A 14,904-nucleotide genomic window follows, 5' to 3' on the forward strand; every position below is an offset into this window, starting at 1 on the left:
CCCCAGGCCTCCCCTCCCCGCGCCTTGCGCTGGGCGGTGGCCGGTTCGGTGATCGTGATGATCGCCGCCGGCGGCCTGTTCTACTACGCCTCGAAAATGGCCGCGGCCAAACGCCAGGCCAACCATGACGAAGTGCTGGTGACCATTCACCCCCACAGCTGCGAGCCGAATGCGTTGACAGTGCCGGCCGGTCGAGCCAGTTTCCGCATCGTCAACCGCTCGGATCGTGCCGTTGAATGGGAGATCCTTGACGGCGTGCTGGTGGTCGAAGAACGGGAAAACATCGCGCCCGGCCTGAGTCAGGTAATCAACGCCAACCTGTTGCCCGGCGATTACGCGATCACCTGCGGCCTGCTGAGCAACCCGCGTGGCACGTTGCACGTGACACCGACCGCGGCGTCCGATGCCGCGGCCAAAGCCAAGCCGTCGATGGTGGCTTTCGTCGGGCCGTTGTCGGAGTTCCGCGTTTACCTGAGCAGCCAAAGTACCGCGCTGATCAAAGCCGTCACCGCGCTCGAACAAGCCATCGAAGCCGGTGACCTGAGCCAGGCGCAAGCGTTGTACGTCCCGGCGCGCAGTGCCTACCAACGCATTGCCCCGGCCACGCAACGCCTGGCGGAACTGGACAACACCATCAACGCCCGTGCCGATTACTTTGAAAAGCGCGAGCAGGACCCCGGCTTCGTGGGTTTCCATCGCCTGGAATATGCGCTGTTCCAGCAACGCAACCTCGACGGCCTGACACCGGTAGCCCAACAGCTGCTGACCGACGTCACCACGCTCAAGCAACAACTGCTCGCGCAATCGCTGCCCCCGGAACAACTGGTCAGCATCGTGGTGCGCAACCTCAATAACCTCGGCGATGTGCGCGCCAGCAGCGGTGAAGAAGAACGCTACAGCCACACCGACTTGAACGGTTTCGCCGGCAACCTCGAAGCTGCCCGCAAAGTCGTCGACCTGTTGCGCCCGCTGCTGACCAACTCCGCCGCCGAACTGCTGCCAACCATCGACAGCGCAATCGTCAGCCTTGATGCCGAACTCAACGGTTTCAAGGTCCAGGACGGCTATGCGAGCTATGACACGGTCGGCGCCGCGCAACGCAAACAGATCGCCGACAAGGCCAAGGCACTGGCCGATGCACTCGATGGAATCGATCCCGCCCTTGGCCTTTCCGGCCTGTAGCAGAAGACGACATTCAGATGAACGATTCAGAGCAATTCAACCTCCAGCGTCGCCGGGTATTGATGGGCATGGGGGCCGCCGGTGTGGCGTTGGCCGGTTCTGCATTGAGCTGCCCGGCCATGGCCGCCAGCCCCGCGCAAGTCACCGAAGCACCGAGCAGCGACCGGACCGAAGACCACCACGACTTCCACGGCCAGCACCAAAGCGGCATCGTCACCCCGCGCCCGGCGTCGGGCATGTTGGTGTCGTTTGATGTGTTGGCCAGTGACCGTGAAGACCTCGAACGGCTGTTCCGCACGCTCAATGAGCGCATCGCGTTCCTGATGAAGGGCGGCCCGGTGGCGCAGGTCGATCCGAAACTGCCGCCAGTGGATTCAGGGATTCTTGGCCCGGTGGTCACGCCGGACAACCTGACTATCACCGTCTCGGTGGGTGAATCGTTGTTCGACGAACGCTTCGGCCTGGCCCACGCCAAACCGAAACGGCTGAGCCGCATGGTCGGTTTCCCCAACGATGCGCTGGAAGCCGATTGCTGCCACGGCGACCTGAGTTTGCAGTTCTGCTCCAACACCACCGACACAAACATCCACGCCCTGCGCGACATCGTGAAAAACCTGCCGGACTTGCTGCTGGTGCGCTGGAAACAGGAAGGCAGCGTGCCGCCCCAGGCACCGGCGAAACCCGGTGTGCCGGCGCAGAGTGCGCGTAACTTTCTGGGCTTTCGCGACGGCTCGGCCAACCCCGATTCCAACGACGCCAAAGCCATGGACCGCATCGTCTGGGTCCAGCCCGGCAGCGACGAACCGGCGTGGGCCGTCAATGGCAGCTATCAAGCGGTGCGGATCATCCGCAACTTCGTCGAGCGCTGGGACCGCACGCCGTTGCAGGAACAGGAAAGCATTCTCGGCCGGGTCAAAAGCACCGGCGCGCCCATGGGCGGTGCGCACGAAACCGAGGTGCCGGACTACGCCAAGGACCCGGAAGGCAAGCTGACCAAGCTCGACGCGCACATCCGCCTGGCCAACCCGCGCACCGCCGCGAGTCAGGCCAACCTGATCCTGCGCCGGCCGTTCAACTACTCCAACGGCGTGAACAAGAACGGTCAGCTGGACATGGGCTTGCTGTTCATCTGCTACCAGGCCGACCTGGAAAAAGGCTTCATCACCGTGCAAACCCGACTCAATGGCGAGCCACTCGAGGAGTACCTCAAGCCGGTCGGCGGCGGGTACTTCTTCACCCTGCCGGGTGTGACGGGCGACCAGGATTTCATCGGTCGCTCGCTGCTCAACGCCACACAAACAAAAGCCACCGCCTAACCAACCCCCAACACGGAACCGTCCCATGAAAAAGTCGCCACTCGCGTTATTGCTGACCCTTGGTTTGCTCAACACCCCGTTTTCGGCTTTCGCGGCGACGGCGCCGCTGGAACTGGTGGGGCCGATTTCGGATTACAAGATCTACGTCACCGAGCAACTGGACGAACTGGCCAGCCACACTCAGAAATTCACCGATGCGGTGAAGAAAGGTGACCTCGCCACCGCGCAAAAACTCTACGCGCCGACCCGGGTTTACTACGAATCGATCGAGCCGATTGCCGAGCTGTTCAGTGACCTCGACGCCTCCATCGACTCCCGTGTCGACGACCACGAAAAAGGCGTGAAAGCCGAAGACTTCACCGGTTTCCACCGCATCGAATACTCGCTGTTCTCCGAGAAGAGCACCAAGGACCTGGGCGAACTGGCGGATGGCTTGAACAAAGACGTTAAGGACCTGCAAACCCGCGTGGCCGGCCTGACCTTCCCGCCTGAAAAAGTGGTGGGCGGCGCGGCGGCACTGCTGGAAGAAGTCGCCGCCACCAAGATCTCCGGCGAAGAGGATCGTTACAGCCACACCGACCTGTATGACTTCCAGGGCAACATCGACGGCGCGAAGAAAATCGTCGACCTGTTCCGTCCACAGATCGAGAAGCAGGACGCGGCGTTCATTGCCAAGGTCGACAAAAACTTTGCCACGGTGAACAAGACGCTGGCGAAGTACAAAACCAGGGATGGCGGTTTTGAGACCTATGACAAGGTGAAGGACAGCGACCGTAAGGCGCTGGTTGGGCCGGTGAATACGTTGGCTGAGGATTTGTCGACGTTGCGTGGGAAACTGGGTTTGAACTGATTTTTTTGTAGCGTCTGGGCGGGCCCCTTCGCGGGCAAGCCTCGCTCCTACAGAGGTATTCGATCCCCTGTAGGAGCGAGCGGTGCGACGATTCGACTTGCCCGCGAAGGCATTTTCAGCCCCGACACATCCCCCTCCTGCTACCATCCCCCGCCAATAATAAAAGCTCACGGAAGACTCACCCATGTCCGCTTCAACCTTCGACCTGCGCCCGCTCATGGTCGCCAACATGGCCTGCACCATGGCAATGATGGCGTTCGTTTCTTTGATCGGGCCCATCGCCCGGGTGTTGGGCCTGGCCACCTGGCAGGCCGGGGCGGCGGTGACGGTGTCCGGGGTGATCTGGATGGTGCTGGCGCGTCCATGGGGTCAGGCCAGCGACCGCTTCGGACGACGACGCATTCTGTTGCTCGGCACTGCGGGATTCACCCTCGCCTATTGGGCCTTGTGCCTGTTCATCGACACGTCTTTGCGATTCCTGCCTTCAGCGGCGCTGGCGTTTATCGGGCTGATGCTCGGACGCGGGCTGATCGGGGTGTTCTATGCGGCGATTCCGGTCGGCTGTAATGCACTGATTGCCGACAACGTCGAGCCGCAACACCGCGCCAAAGCCATGGCCGCATTGGGCGCTGCCAACGCCTGCGGGCTGGTGGTCGGCCCGGCGATAGCGGCGTTGCTGTCCCGATACAGCCTGAGCCTGCCCTTCTACGCCATGGCGTTTCTACCGCTGATGGCGTTCCTCGTGCTGCGTTACAAGCTCAAGGCCCAGGAACTGCATTTGCGCCAGGCACCGCGCAAGGTGCACCTCAACGATCCACGGTTGCGCCGGCCCATGGCGGTCGCGTTCGTGGCGATGCTGTGCGTTTCTGTCGCGCAGATCACCGTCGGCTTCTTCGCCATCGATCGACTGGGCATGAGCCCGGCCGACGCCGCGCAAACGGCCGGTATCGCCCTGACCATGGTCGGCTTCGCGTTGATCTGTTCGCAGTTGGTTGTGCGTCGACTGGAATGGCCGCCGCTACGGCTGATCCGGGTCGGCGCAATGGTCGCTGCGCTGGGGTTTTCCGGCAGCATCATGGTCGATTCGGCGTGGGGGTTGTGGCTGGGGTTCTTTGTCTCGGCGAGCGGCATGGGCCTGATTTTCCCGTCCTTCGCCGCGCTTGCCGCCAATGCGGTCGAGGCCTCGGAGCAAGGCGCGACCGCAGGTTCCATCGGCGCCGCCCAGGGGTTCGGCGTGGTGATCGGGCCGTTGACCGCCACGCTGATCTACGGCATCGAACCGCGTTTGCCGTATCTGGTAGCGGCTGCGTTGTTGCTGCTGGTGGCCCTGTGGCCAGGGCCCCGGCAGCGTCAGGCTTTATAGGATGCGATAGAGCAAGCGTTCAATGCGCACGCGACTGACACGCTTGAGGAACTTGGCCACGCCCGCCGGGTAATCCGGCAGGGTTTGCAGGTCCTGATAACGCTCGATGCGCGTGGTGTGCTGGAAAATCTCCGCCAGCTCACTGCGACGCGGCTCCAGCAATTCACCTTTGGGGTCATCAATCAGCAGCGCGTTTTCCAGGTCGAGACGGAATGCGCGCGGATTGAGGTTGTTGCCGGTCAGCAAGGTGTAACGCTGATCGACCCACATGCCTTTAAGGTGATAGGTGTTATCGCCGTCCTTCCACAGGTGCAGGTTCAACTGGCCGCTGTCGACGCTGCGATGATGACGCTTGGCGAAACGCCGCAAGCTGATCTCGTAGAGGTACGGCAACGCCGAGATCACCTTGAACGGCTCGCTCGGCGGGATGTAGAAGTCGTTGGCGGTTTTGTCGCCGACCACGATGTCGATCTTCACACCCCGGGCCAATGCCCGGTTGATCTCCCGGGTCACCGCCAACGGCAGGTTGAAGTACGGCGTGCAGATCGTCAGTTGATGCTGGGCACTGGCGATCAACTCGCAGATTACCCGGCTCAACGGGTTGTTCTTGCCGACCCCAAGCAATGGGCTGACCGACAAACCGTCTTTAACCGTGGTGCCCGTCGTGGTGTCGTACGCCGCATGTTTCAGGCGGCTGCGCAGGTCGCCGATGTCGTGGCGCAGGCTGCGGGTGGTCGGCAGGTTCGGCAAATCGAGGCGATGCACCGCTTTCGAGGCGACCAGGCCGTGCTGAACCAGGTGCTGCATCGAATCGGCCAGGGCACCGTTGTGCAGCAGGTGATAACGGTCGTAGCGGTATTTGTCGAATTTGTGCAGATAAACGTTGTTCAGGCTCGCACCGCTGTAGATCACGCAGTCATCGATCACGAAGCCTTTCAAATGCAGCACGCCGAACAGCTCGCGGGTCTGCACTGGCACACCGTACACCGGGACCACGCTGGCGTGGGTTCGGGTGGTTTCCTGATACCACGCCGAATTGCCCGGCTGTTTGCCGGCACCGATCAAGCCACGCTGGGCGCGCAGCCAGTCGACGACGACCACCACGTCCAGTTCCGGACGCGCCAGTTTGGCAGCATGCAAGGCATCGAGAATTTCCTGGCCGGCTTCATCCTGTTGCAGGTACAGCGCGACGATATAGATGCGCCGGGTCGCCTGGGCAATTTTTTCCAACAGGCAACGACGGAATTCGGCAGCGCCAGAAAGGATGGTGACGGCATCGGCGGTCAGCGGAAAACTGCGCAGTTTGGGCAGCAGAGAGCGTTTGAAAAGCGACGGCATAGGGCTCGCAATGGGTCGAATCCGGAGAGGTTGAGAGCTTACACCATGGAGGGGTTTGGGTCTTGTTACGGTCTGTAATGACCCCTTCGCGGGCAAGTCGAATCGTCGCACCGCTCGCTCCTACAGAGGTATGCGATCCCCAGTAGGAGCGAGGCTTGCCCGCGAAGGCGATTTCATGGTCGGTACAAAATAATATTTGACCAAGGAGAACGATCGTTCTACTGTATGCCCCATGAACGAAATCACTAGCAACGACACACGCGACATCATTCTGGATGTCACCGAAAAGTTGATCTACAAAAGTGGCATCGCTGCCACGGGCATGGATCTTCTGGTGAAAACCGCCGGCGTCTCCAGAAAAAGCATCTACCGCTACTTCGCCAACAAGGAGGAGTTGACCGTCGCCGCCCTGCAACGCCGCGACGTGCGCTGGATGCTCTGGTACAGAAGTGCCGTCGACCAGGCCGAAACCCCGGCCGACCGGCTGCTCAACCTGTTTACCGTGCTCAAGGCCTGGTTTGCCTCCGAAGGCTTCCGTGGCTGCGCTTTCATCAACACCAGCGGTGAAACCGGCGACCCGCAAGACCCGGTCCGGCTGGTTGCCAAAGAACACAAACAGAAGCTGCTCGACTACGTGCGCGAGCTCTGCACCGAACATGGCGCAACCGACCCGGAGACGCTGGCCAAACAGCTGCTGATCCTGATCGATGGCGCCATTACCGTGGCGCTTGTCATGGGTGATCACAGTGCCGCCGATAATGCGCAATGCATGGCGCGAAAGTTATTGGACCTGTAACACTTTAAACAAGCCCGACAACTTGCTTGAACTTTAATCTTATTGGGAGACTTTAAATGTCTAACGCCGAAGTTCGTCCGCCATTGCCGCCGTTTACCCGTGAATCGGCCATCGAAAAAGTTCGCCTGGCCGAAGATGGCTGGAACTCCCGTGATGCAGAGCGTGTGTCTCTGGCCTACACACTGGACACCAAATGGCGGAACCGCGCCGAATTCGCCTACAACCGTGAAGAAGCCAAAGGTTTCCTGACACGCAAATGGGCCAAGGAACTGGACTATCGACTGATCAAGGAACTCTGGGCGTTCACTGGCAACCGCATCGCCGTGCGCTACGCCTATGAATGGCACGACGACTCGGGCAACTGGTTCCGTTCCTACGGCAACGAAAACTGGGAGTTCGACGAGAACGGCCTGATGGCCAACCGGTTCGCCTGCATCAACGACATGCCGATCAAGGAAAGCGACCGCAAGTTCCACTGGCCGCTGGGGCGTCGCCCGGATGATCATCCGGGTCTGTCCGACCTAGGTCTGTAAACACACATCGCCCCCCTGTAGGAGCCGGCTTGCCGGCGATAGCGTCCTCACATTCAACGAAGATGTTGTCTGTGATACCGCCATCGCCAGCAAGCCGGCTCCTACAAGTTTTTGTGGTGGTCAGGCGACTTCGGCTTGTTTCACGCTGGCCTCAGCCTCCAGCTCCCGCACCAACGGCAGCACCCGCTTGCCGAAATACTCCACCTCTTCCTGAAAGTGCAGAAACCCCGCCAGCACCAAATCTACGCCCACCGCTTTCAACGCCACAATCCGCTCGGCAATTTGCCGCGGCGTGCCGATCAGGTTGGTCTTGAAGCCGTCGTTGTACTGCACCAGATCCTCGAACGTCGATTTGGCCCAATTGCCCTCGCCTTCCGGTGATGCCCTGCCCGCCTGTTTCGCCGCATCGCCAAAGGCATTCACCGCTTCCGGATCAGCCTGATCGATGATCTGCGCCAGCACTGCGCGAGCCTCTTCTTCGGTGTCGCGGGCGATGACGAACGCGTTGACCCCGACCTTCACCGAGTGATTGTTCGCGGCGGCCTTACTGCGGATATCGTCGACTTGCGCCTTGATGCCTTCCGGCGTGTTGCCGTTGGTGAAGTACCAGTCCGAAACTCGCGCCGCCATGTCCCGTGCTGCACGGGAGCTGCCGCCCTGAAAGATTTCCGGCTGGCCCAGTGGTTTCGGTTTGAGGCTGTAATTGTCGAAGCGGTAGAAGTCACCGCGAAAGGTGAAGTTGTCCTGGCTCCAGATGCCTTTGAGCGAGCGAATGAATTCTTCGGAGCGGCGATAGCGCTCGTCATGCTCCAGCCAATGCTCGCCGATGGCCTGGAATTCACCCTTGAACCAACCGCTGACGATGTTCACCGCGATGCGGCCGTTGGTCAGTTGATCGATGGTCGCCAGTTGCTTGGCCGCCAGCGCGGGTTGCCAGGGGCCGGGCAGGATCGCCGCGATGACTTTCAATGTGGTGGTGGCGGCGAGCAGCGCGTGGCTGAAGGCGACCGATTCATGCTGGTACTCGGCGCCGTAACCGGCGGTGAAGCGAATCTGCGTCAGGGCATATTCGAACCCCGCCGCTTCGGCCAGTTGCGCCAGTTTGCGGTTGTAGTCGATGCCCCAGTGGGTGCGTTGTTCGATCTTGCTGACCACCAGCCCGCCGCTGACGTTCGGCACCCAGTAGGCAAATTTGACGGCTTGCTGACTCATTGACGTGTCCTCGGGACGTTAGGAAGTCCTGGGGTGAGAGCAGCAACCGTGCCAGTACTTTCCCGAGCCAACCGCAGAACCCTGTGGGAGCGAGCCTGCTCGCGATGGCAGCATGTCAGCCAACAAAAGTGTTGTATGTGCAACCGCCATCGCGAGCAGGCTCGCTCCCACATGGGTCTGGGTGTGTCAGGGCAATTTGCTGCGGCGCTGTTGGCCCAGCAACAGTTCAAGCCGAATCTGAATCCCTACGCTTCAGTAAATCCTGGCCGCCCCTCTCCGGCATGGACCATGCAATCCCCCTTGGCATCCACTGCCGATCCAAGGAGCTGTCCCATGACCGAACACCAGGTAATCAATCCGCTGTCCATTGGCACTGACTATGAAGCGCTGGCCGCAAGATTCCGTCCTGTTTTCCAGCGCATCGCCGCCGGTGCCGTTGAGCGTGAACAGTCGCGCAGCCTGCCTTACGAGCCCATTCAGTGGCTGAAGGATGCCGGTTTCGGCGCGGTGCGCGTGCCGGTGGAATATGGGGGTGGCGGCGCCTCCCTGCCGCAGCTGTTTGAGTTGCTGATCGAATTGGCCGAAGCCGATTCCAACGTGCCCCAGGCACTGCGGGGGCATTTCGCGTTTGCCGAGGACCGCTTGAACGCCACGCCAGGGCCGGCACGGGACCTGTGGTTCAAACGCTTTGTCGACGGCGACATTGTCGGCTGCGCCTGGACTGAAATCGGCAATGTGGCGATTGGCGACGTGATCACCAAAGTCTCGCCCAACGGCGACGGCTGGCGACTCAACGGTGAAAAGTTCTACAGCACCGGCAGCCTGTTTTCCGACTGGATCGACGTCTACGCACAGCGCAGTGATACCGGCGGCGATGTCATCGCAGCGGTGCGCACCCGGCAACCGGGGATCGTGCAAAGCGATGACTGGGACGGTTTCGGTCAGCGCACCACGGGCAGCGGCACGTCGCGGTTTATCGACGCCGAGGTGGACGCCGAAAACGTTATCGACTTCGCCACCCGTTTCAAATACCAGACGGCGTTCTATCAGCTCGTGTTATTGGCCACGCTGGCCGGAATCGGTCGCGCCGCTTTGCGCGACGTGGCGCATCAGGTACGTGAGCGAAAACGTATTTACAGCCATGGCAATGCCCAGCGCGTCAGCGAGGATTCACAAGTTCAACAAGTCGTCGGTGAAGTGGCGGCGCTGGTGTACGCCGCCGAAGCGAGCGCGTTGAAGGCCGCACAACCGGCGCAGCGGGCGTATTTCGCGCGGTTTTCGGGGGATGACTCGCTGGAGCGGGCGGCGAATGTTGCAGCGGAGCTCGAATCGGCGAAAGCGCAGGTGGTGGTGTCGGAGCTGATTCAGCGGGCGACCACCGAGCTGTTCAATGCGCTGGGGGCTTCGGATGTGCGTCAGGGCAAGTCGCTGGACCGGCATTGGCGTAATGCGCGGACCGTGTCTTCGCATAATCCGGTGATCTACAAGGCGCGGATTGTCGGGGATTGGGAGATTAACGGGACTGAACCGCCGTTTGTGTGGCAGATCGGGAATGGGCCGGTCGCCAAGTGATGTAGCGCCTGCAAGTCAGTCTTCGCGGGCAAGCCTCGCTCCTACAGGTTGTGAGGCGATCATGCCAACACCGATAACCTGTAGGAGCGAGGCTTGCCCGCGAAGAGGCCACACCAGTCGCCGCAGAAGTTGGATATAGGTAAGATATCGGCCCTTCCCCGCAGCCCTTTGCTGCACCCCGCCGAATAAGCCCATTTCCATGCCTTTCGAACTCAGCGTTGACCTCACCACCCTCGCCATCCTGGCCGTCGTCGCCTTCATTGCCGGTTTCATCGACGCCATTGCCGGCGGCGGTGGTCTGTTGACCACGCCGGCGCTGTTGACCGCTGGCCTGCCGCCGCACCTGGTGCTGGGCACCAACAAACTCAGTTCGACCTTCGGCTCGGCCACCGCCAGTTTCACCTTCTATCGACGCAAACTGTTCCATCCCCGGCAGTGGGTGCACGCCATCGTCGGCACCTTGGTCGGCGCGCTGACCGGTGCCGTGGTCGCGCATTACCTGCCTGCCGAATGGCTGAACAAAATGCTGCCGGTGATCGTGTTCGCCTGCGGCCTCTACCTGTTGTTCGGTGGCACGCCGAAAGCGCCGCTGGACAGCAACGCCCCGATCAAGAAAAAGTGGCAATCGACCCAAGGCTTCAGCCTCGGCTTCTACGACGGCGTGGCCGGCCCCGGCACTGGCGCGTTCTGGACCGTGAGCAGCCTGCTGATGTACCCCATCGATCTGGTGAAGGCCAGCGGCGTGGCGCGCAGCATGAACTTCGTCAGCAACATTGCGGCGCTGTCGGTGTTCATCTTTTCCGGGCAAGTGGACTGGATCATCGGCCTGAGCATGGGCCTGTCGGTGATGGTCGGTGCGTTCTTCGGTGCGCGCTCCGCCATCAGCGGCGGAGCCAAGTTCATTCGCCCGGTGTTCATCACCGTGGTGCTGGGCCTGACTGTGCGCCTAGCCTGGCAGCACTGGTTCAGCGTGGCCTAAGCGCCGCGCCACATAGACGTCGATCAGGTAACGGGCAATCGAGCGTGACGCCGGCAACGGCGGCAGCTCGTGCACGTTGAACCACTGGGCGTCCTCTATCTCGTCCTCCTGACAGACAATCTCGCCGCCGGCGTACTCGGCGTGAAAGCCAAGCATCATCGAATGCGGGAACGGCCAGCACTGGCTGCCCATGTACTGGATGTTCTTGACCTCGATCTGCACCTCTTCACGCACCTCGCGAATCAGGCAGTCTTCAGCCGATTCGCCCGGTTCGGCAAATCCCGCCAGCGTGCTGTAGACCCCGGTGACAAACCGTGGCGAGCGCGCCAGCAGGACTTCATCGCCACGGGTGATCAGCACGATCATGCTCGGCGAAATCCGCGGGTAATAGCGCAGATTACACGGCTCGCAGTACATCGCCCGCTCACGCGGCACCTGCAAGGTCGCCTGCCCGCAGTTGCCGCAAAAACGGTGTTCGCGGGCCCAGGTGCCGATCTGCGCGGCATAACCCAGCACTTTGTAAACCGCGTGATCGCCATCGAGCATGAACGCCCGCAAGCCTTTCCAGTTGCAGCCCGGTACTTCGCTGTGACTGCGCAGCTCCAGCAGGTAGACCGGTTCGCCATCCAGATGACCGATGCCGTGTTCGGCCAGAACCGGCAGGTCCTGACGCTTGAGCCATTCACGCGGGAACAGCGCGCCATTGTCGTCGAACAGGAAGCCTTCGGGGCTGCGCGCAACGGCCCAGCCGCCCGGTTGATCGGTGTCCAGTACTGCAGTGGTCCAGCGTGAAGTCATTTTTCAATCAATCCAGAAATTCGGGTTTCTGTTTGCTCATATGGGCGGCCATGGCCACGCGCAAGTCAGTGGATTGCAGCATGGCGGCGTTCCAGGTAGCGACGTATTCAAGGCCGTCGTCAATGCGATGGTCGCGCATGTAGCTGATCATCTCTTTGGTGCCGGTGATCGCAATCGGCGACTTGCCGGCGATGTCCCGGGCAATGCCCATGACACCGTCGAGCAGGCTGGCGGCGTCGCTGTAGACGCGATTGACCAGGCCGATACTGCGCGCTTCCTCGGCGCCAAACGAGCGACCAGTGTAAGCCAGTTCACGCAGCATGCCGTCACCGATGATCCGCGGCAAGCGTTGCAAGGTGCCAACGTCGGCGGCCATGCCGATGTCGATTTCCTTGATCGAGAATTGCGCGTCTTCGGCGGCATAACGCATGTCGCAGGCGGCAATCAGGTCAATCGCACCACCCAGGCAATAACCCTGAATCGCTGCCAGCACCGGCTTGCGGCAGTTGTCGACGGCATTGAAGGACGCTTGCAGCGCGAGGATCTTGCGGCGCAGCAGGCGCGCATTGCGGCCGACGTCCTTGCCCAGCTCATTGGCCACGCCGGCCAGCATCATCAGGTCGATACCGGAGGAAAAATGTTTGCCGGCGCCGCTGAGCACCACCACCCGGACTTCGTCGGTGTCATCGATCCACTGGAAGATCTCGATGATCTCGTTCCAGAACGCGGCGTTCATCGAGTTGATCTTTTCCGGACGATTGATCTGCACATGGGCAATTTTATCGGCCAGTTCGACGGTGAACGCAGTGTACTGAGACATGGCAGTGATCCTTTACCGGGCAAAAAATGAGGCCCGAACTATAACAAGGCAACCCGCGCCGCAGTAAGGCAGCGGTTCGGCCAAAAGCGGGACCTGCGAGCGCACCACAACAGTGCGCAGCCGTAATCGCCCTCGCACATTCGTGTGACTGCCAGGTTACTTTTTGGGGCCGAATCGCGAAAAAACATGCCCTTCGTCGGGGCGTTTGGCTGCCTATCCGGTACGTCCGTACCGCTTTGAACCGATTGTCGAACAATTTTGCCAACTGGCCTTCACCGCTCTAAGTTCTGGCCTAGACTCCTTTTCGCGGGGCAAAACCGGTCGGTCACAAAGTGTCAAAAAAATCGAAACTTTTGCCATTTGTGGCCGGTCCTCTGAAAGGTAGGTGCGTTGCGACTGGTGCAATCCTTGCAACGGCCACTCCAGCCATTCTGCTTTAACGCATGGGCAGCGTTTGCTCACCGATGCGTAGCGCGTTTGCGCCCGGCCACAGGATTTGGCCACGAAATACCGTTTGCCAGACCTAGAACTAGATCAACAACACGGGAGATTCATATGATCAGTACGGCATTAGATATCCAGGGAGAACGTGCTCATCAGCAGGTCGGCGAAACAAGCGCCGTGAGCGCCCCAAGTGCCCAATCGATCAACGTCACGGGTACCAAGACGTTGACGCCGGTGGTCAGTCAGAATCCCAACAGAAAGAAAGTGTTGTTTGTGACCTCGGAAATCGCCGACCTGGTGAAGACCGGCGGTCTGGGTGACGTTTCCGCGGCGCTGCCCCGGGCCATGGCGAAATTGCACGATGTGCGTGTGCTGATCCCCGGTTACCCGCAAGTGCTGCACAGCGAAAACCCGATCCACATTATTGGTGAGCTCGGTGGTCATGCCGCGCTGCCTGCCTGCAAGATCGGGCGCATGGATATGCCTGACGGACTGGTCATTTACGTGTTGATCTGCCCTGAACTCTACGAGCGCGAAGGTTCACCTTACGGCGCCAATAACGGTCGCGACTGGCCGGACAACCATATTCGTTTCGCCCGCCTGGGCCTGGCGGCTGCCGACATCGCCGCCAACCTCGCGCAAATCCACTGGTGCCCGGACCTGGTGCACGCCCATGACTGGCCCGCCGGCCTGGCCCCCGCCTATATGCACTGGCGCGGTCAACGCACGCCGACGCTGTTCACCATTCACAACCTCGCTTATCAAGGCGTGACCAGCCTGGGGTCGTGCCCCGAGCTGGGCATTCCCGCGCATGCCCTGCAACAGGAAGGCATGGAGTTTTACGGCAAGATGTCGTTCCTCAAGGCCGGCATGGCTTATTCGAGCCACATCACCACCGTCAGCGCCACCTACGCCCAGGAAATCACCACGCCGGCCTTCGGCTGCGGCCTCGACGGTTTTCTCGCCGCCAAGACCCAGCAAGGCCTGCTCAGCGGGATTCCCAATGGCATCGATGAGAGCTGGGACGCCGCCACTGACAGCCACCTGTTCCGTCCGTTCAGCATCGGTGACTGGGAAGGCAAAGCGGTCAACGCGGCGCACGTACGCGAACTGTTCGGGCTGGACGACTCCGAAGGTCCGCTGTTCGCCGTGGTCTCGCGCCTGGTCTATCAGAAAGGCCTGGACCTGACGGAAGCCGTGTCCGAGTACATCGTCAAATCCGGTGGCCAGATCGCGATCATCGGGCGCGGCGAGCCGGAAGAAGAACAGGCCATGCGTGAACTGGCCCTGCGCTTTCCAGGGCAGATCGGCGTGCGCATCGGCTTCAACGAAACCGATGCCCGCCGCATGTTCGCCGGCAGCGATTTCCTGCTGATGCCCTCGCGTTATGAGCCGTGCGGCTTGAGCCAGATGTACGCCCAGCGTTTTGGTTCGTTGCCGGTGGCACGCAACACCGGTGGCCTGGCCGACACCATCGAAAATGGCGTGACCGGCTTCCTGTTCGACGAATCCACGGTCGAGAGCTATCAGGAAGCCCTGAGCCGTGCCTTCAAGGTGTTCGCCTTTCCTGGCTTGCTCAATGCCATGCGTTGCCGGGCCATGGCCGCACCGTTCAACTGGTGCAAAGCCGTCGAACCCTACGCCGAACTCTACGAACAGCTGGTGGCTAAAGCGCTGGGGAAATCGAACAAACAGTAAGAG

The 14,904-nt window shown here is 61.0% G+C and carries 13 protein-coding genes; 9 read left to right on the plus strand and 4 right to left on the minus strand.

Going from position 1 to position 14,904, the window contains the following annotated elements; translation table 11 throughout:
- The 4 genes from efeO (KGB25_RS05525) to KGB25_RS05540 all read left to right on the plus strand — a co-directional run.
- A partial coding sequence (efeO, locus tag KGB25_RS05525) for an iron uptake system protein EfeO (protein WP_223434532.1) occupies nucleotides 1-1,182 on the plus strand: 1,182 nt, incomplete at its 5' end.
- Between the two features lie 17 nt (nucleotides 1,183-1,199).
- Nucleotides 1,200-2,498 (plus strand): iron uptake transporter deferrochelatase/peroxidase subunit, encoded by a 1,299-nt coding sequence (gene efeB, locus KGB25_RS05530; RefSeq protein ID WP_223434533.1) that lies wholly within the window; start codon nucleotides 1,200-1,202, stop codon nucleotides 2,496-2,498.
- 25 nt (nucleotides 2,499-2,523) lie between these two features.
- Entirely contained in the window at nucleotides 2,524-3,348 is an 825-nt protein-coding gene (efeO, locus tag KGB25_RS05535; protein ID WP_223434535.1) for an iron uptake system protein EfeO, read from the plus strand.
- A gap of 184 nt (nucleotides 3,349-3,532) precedes the next feature.
- A complete protein-coding gene (locus KGB25_RS05540) occupies nucleotides 3,533-4,711 on the plus strand; it encodes an MFS transporter (RefSeq protein ID WP_008026279.1) in 1,179 nt (392 codons plus the stop codon).
- Here KGB25_RS05540 and pssA read toward each other — a convergent pair.
- On the minus strand, nucleotides 4,706-6,049 hold the full coding sequence (gene pssA, locus KGB25_RS05545; RefSeq protein WP_008038356.1) for a CDP-diacylglycerol--serine O-phosphatidyltransferase: 1,344 nt from the start codon (nucleotides 6,047-6,049) through the stop codon (nucleotides 4,706-4,708). The two genes, KGB25_RS05540 and pssA, sit on opposite strands and share 6 nt — an antisense overlap.
- 232 nt (nucleotides 6,050-6,281) lie before the next feature.
- On the opposite strand from pssA, the gene KGB25_RS05550 reads away from it, so the two are divergent.
- Nucleotides 6,282-6,845 (plus strand): TetR/AcrR family transcriptional regulator, encoded by a 564-nt coding sequence (locus KGB25_RS05550; RefSeq protein ID WP_192227246.1) that lies wholly within the window; start codon nucleotides 6,282-6,284, stop codon nucleotides 6,843-6,845.
- Nucleotides 6,846-6,901: 56 nt separating this feature from the next.
- On the plus strand, nucleotides 6,902-7,378 hold the full coding sequence (locus KGB25_RS05555) for a DUF1348 family protein (protein ID WP_192227247.1): 477 nt from the start codon (nucleotides 6,902-6,904) through the stop codon (nucleotides 7,376-7,378).
- Between the two features lie 120 nt (nucleotides 7,379-7,498).
- Here the strand turns inward: KGB25_RS05555 and sfnG are convergent, their stop codons facing one another.
- Nucleotides 7,499-8,590, minus strand: coding sequence for a dimethylsulfone monooxygenase SfnG (gene sfnG, locus KGB25_RS05560; RefSeq protein ID WP_223414370.1), 1,092 nt, complete (start codon nucleotides 8,588-8,590; stop codon nucleotides 7,499-7,501).
- Nucleotides 8,591-8,923: 333 nt separating this feature from the next.
- On the opposite strand from sfnG, the gene KGB25_RS05565 reads away from it, so the two are divergent.
- Nucleotides 8,924-10,162 (plus strand): acyl-CoA dehydrogenase family protein, encoded by a 1,239-nt coding sequence (locus KGB25_RS05565; RefSeq protein ID WP_223434537.1) that lies wholly within the window; start codon nucleotides 8,924-8,926, stop codon nucleotides 10,160-10,162.
- A gap of 199 nt (nucleotides 10,163-10,361) precedes the next feature.
- A complete protein-coding gene (locus tag KGB25_RS05570) occupies nucleotides 10,362-11,141 on the plus strand; it encodes a TSUP family transporter (protein ID WP_223434540.1) in 780 nt (259 codons plus the stop codon).
- Here the strand turns inward: KGB25_RS05570 and nudC are convergent.
- Together nudC and KGB25_RS05580 are read right to left on the minus strand one after the other, a co-directional pair.
- Nucleotides 11,109-11,939: an NAD(+) diphosphatase gene (gene nudC, locus KGB25_RS05575; protein ID WP_008026265.1), complete on the minus strand. Its 831-nt coding sequence runs from the start codon at nucleotides 11,937-11,939 to the stop codon at nucleotides 11,109-11,111. The two genes, KGB25_RS05570 and nudC, sit on opposite strands and share 33 nt — an antisense overlap.
- Before the next feature lie 7 nt (nucleotides 11,940-11,946).
- A complete protein-coding gene (locus tag KGB25_RS05580) occupies nucleotides 11,947-12,759 on the minus strand; it encodes a crotonase/enoyl-CoA hydratase family protein (protein WP_223434542.1) in 813 nt (270 codons plus the stop codon).
- A 555-nt stretch (nucleotides 12,760-13,314) separates the two neighbouring features.
- Between KGB25_RS05580 and glgA the strand changes: the two genes are divergently transcribed.
- The gene (gene glgA, locus KGB25_RS05585) at nucleotides 13,315-14,901 is read left to right on the plus strand and encodes a glycogen synthase GlgA (RefSeq protein WP_207284283.1); all 1,587 of its coding nucleotides are present in this window, start codon (nucleotides 13,315-13,317) and stop codon (nucleotides 14,899-14,901) included.
- The last annotated feature ends 3 nt before the right edge of the window (nucleotides 14,902-14,904 follow it).

The organism is Pseudomonas sp. BF-RE-21, from assembly GCF_019947305.1.
Taxonomy (GTDB): Bacteria; Pseudomonadota; Gammaproteobacteria; order Pseudomonadales; family Pseudomonadaceae; genus Aquipseudomonas; species Aquipseudomonas migulae.

Bases quoted from the DNA above. Each gene is read 5' to 3' on its own strand.
- efeB (WP_223434533.1), top strand. From the start codon at position 1,200: ATGAACGATTCAGAGCAATTCAACCTCCAGCGTCGCCGGGTATTGATG.
- efeO (WP_223434535.1), top strand. From the start codon at position 2,524: ATGAAAAAGTCGCCACTCGCGTTATTGCTGACCCTTGGTTTGCTCAAC.
- KGB25_RS05540 (WP_008026279.1), top strand. From the start codon at position 3,533: ATGTCCGCTTCAACCTTCGACCTGCGCCCGCTCATGGTCGCCAACATG.
- pssA (WP_008038356.1), bottom strand. From the start codon at position 6,049: ATGCCGTCGCTTTTCAAACGCTCTCTGCTGCCCAAACTGCGCAGTTTT.
- KGB25_RS05550 (WP_192227246.1), top strand. From the start codon at position 6,282: ATGAACGAAATCACTAGCAACGACACACGCGACATCATTCTGGATGTC.
- KGB25_RS05555 (WP_192227247.1), top strand. From the start codon at position 6,902: ATGTCTAACGCCGAAGTTCGTCCGCCATTGCCGCCGTTTACCCGTGAA.
- sfnG (WP_223414370.1), bottom strand. From the start codon at position 8,590: ATGAGTCAGCAAGCCGTCAAATTTGCCTACTGGGTGCCGAACGTCAGC.
- KGB25_RS05565 (WP_223434537.1), top strand. From the start codon at position 8,924: ATGACCGAACACCAGGTAATCAATCCGCTGTCCATTGGCACTGACTAT.
- KGB25_RS05570 (WP_223434540.1), top strand. From the start codon at position 10,362: ATGCCTTTCGAACTCAGCGTTGACCTCACCACCCTCGCCATCCTGGCC.
- nudC (WP_008026265.1), bottom strand. From the start codon at position 11,939: ATGACTTCACGCTGGACCACTGCAGTACTGGACACCGATCAACCGGGC.
- KGB25_RS05580 (WP_223434542.1), bottom strand. From the start codon at position 12,759: ATGTCTCAGTACACTGCGTTCACCGTCGAACTGGCCGATAAAATTGCC.
- glgA (WP_207284283.1), top strand. From the start codon at position 13,315: ATGATCAGTACGGCATTAGATATCCAGGGAGAACGTGCTCATCAGCAG.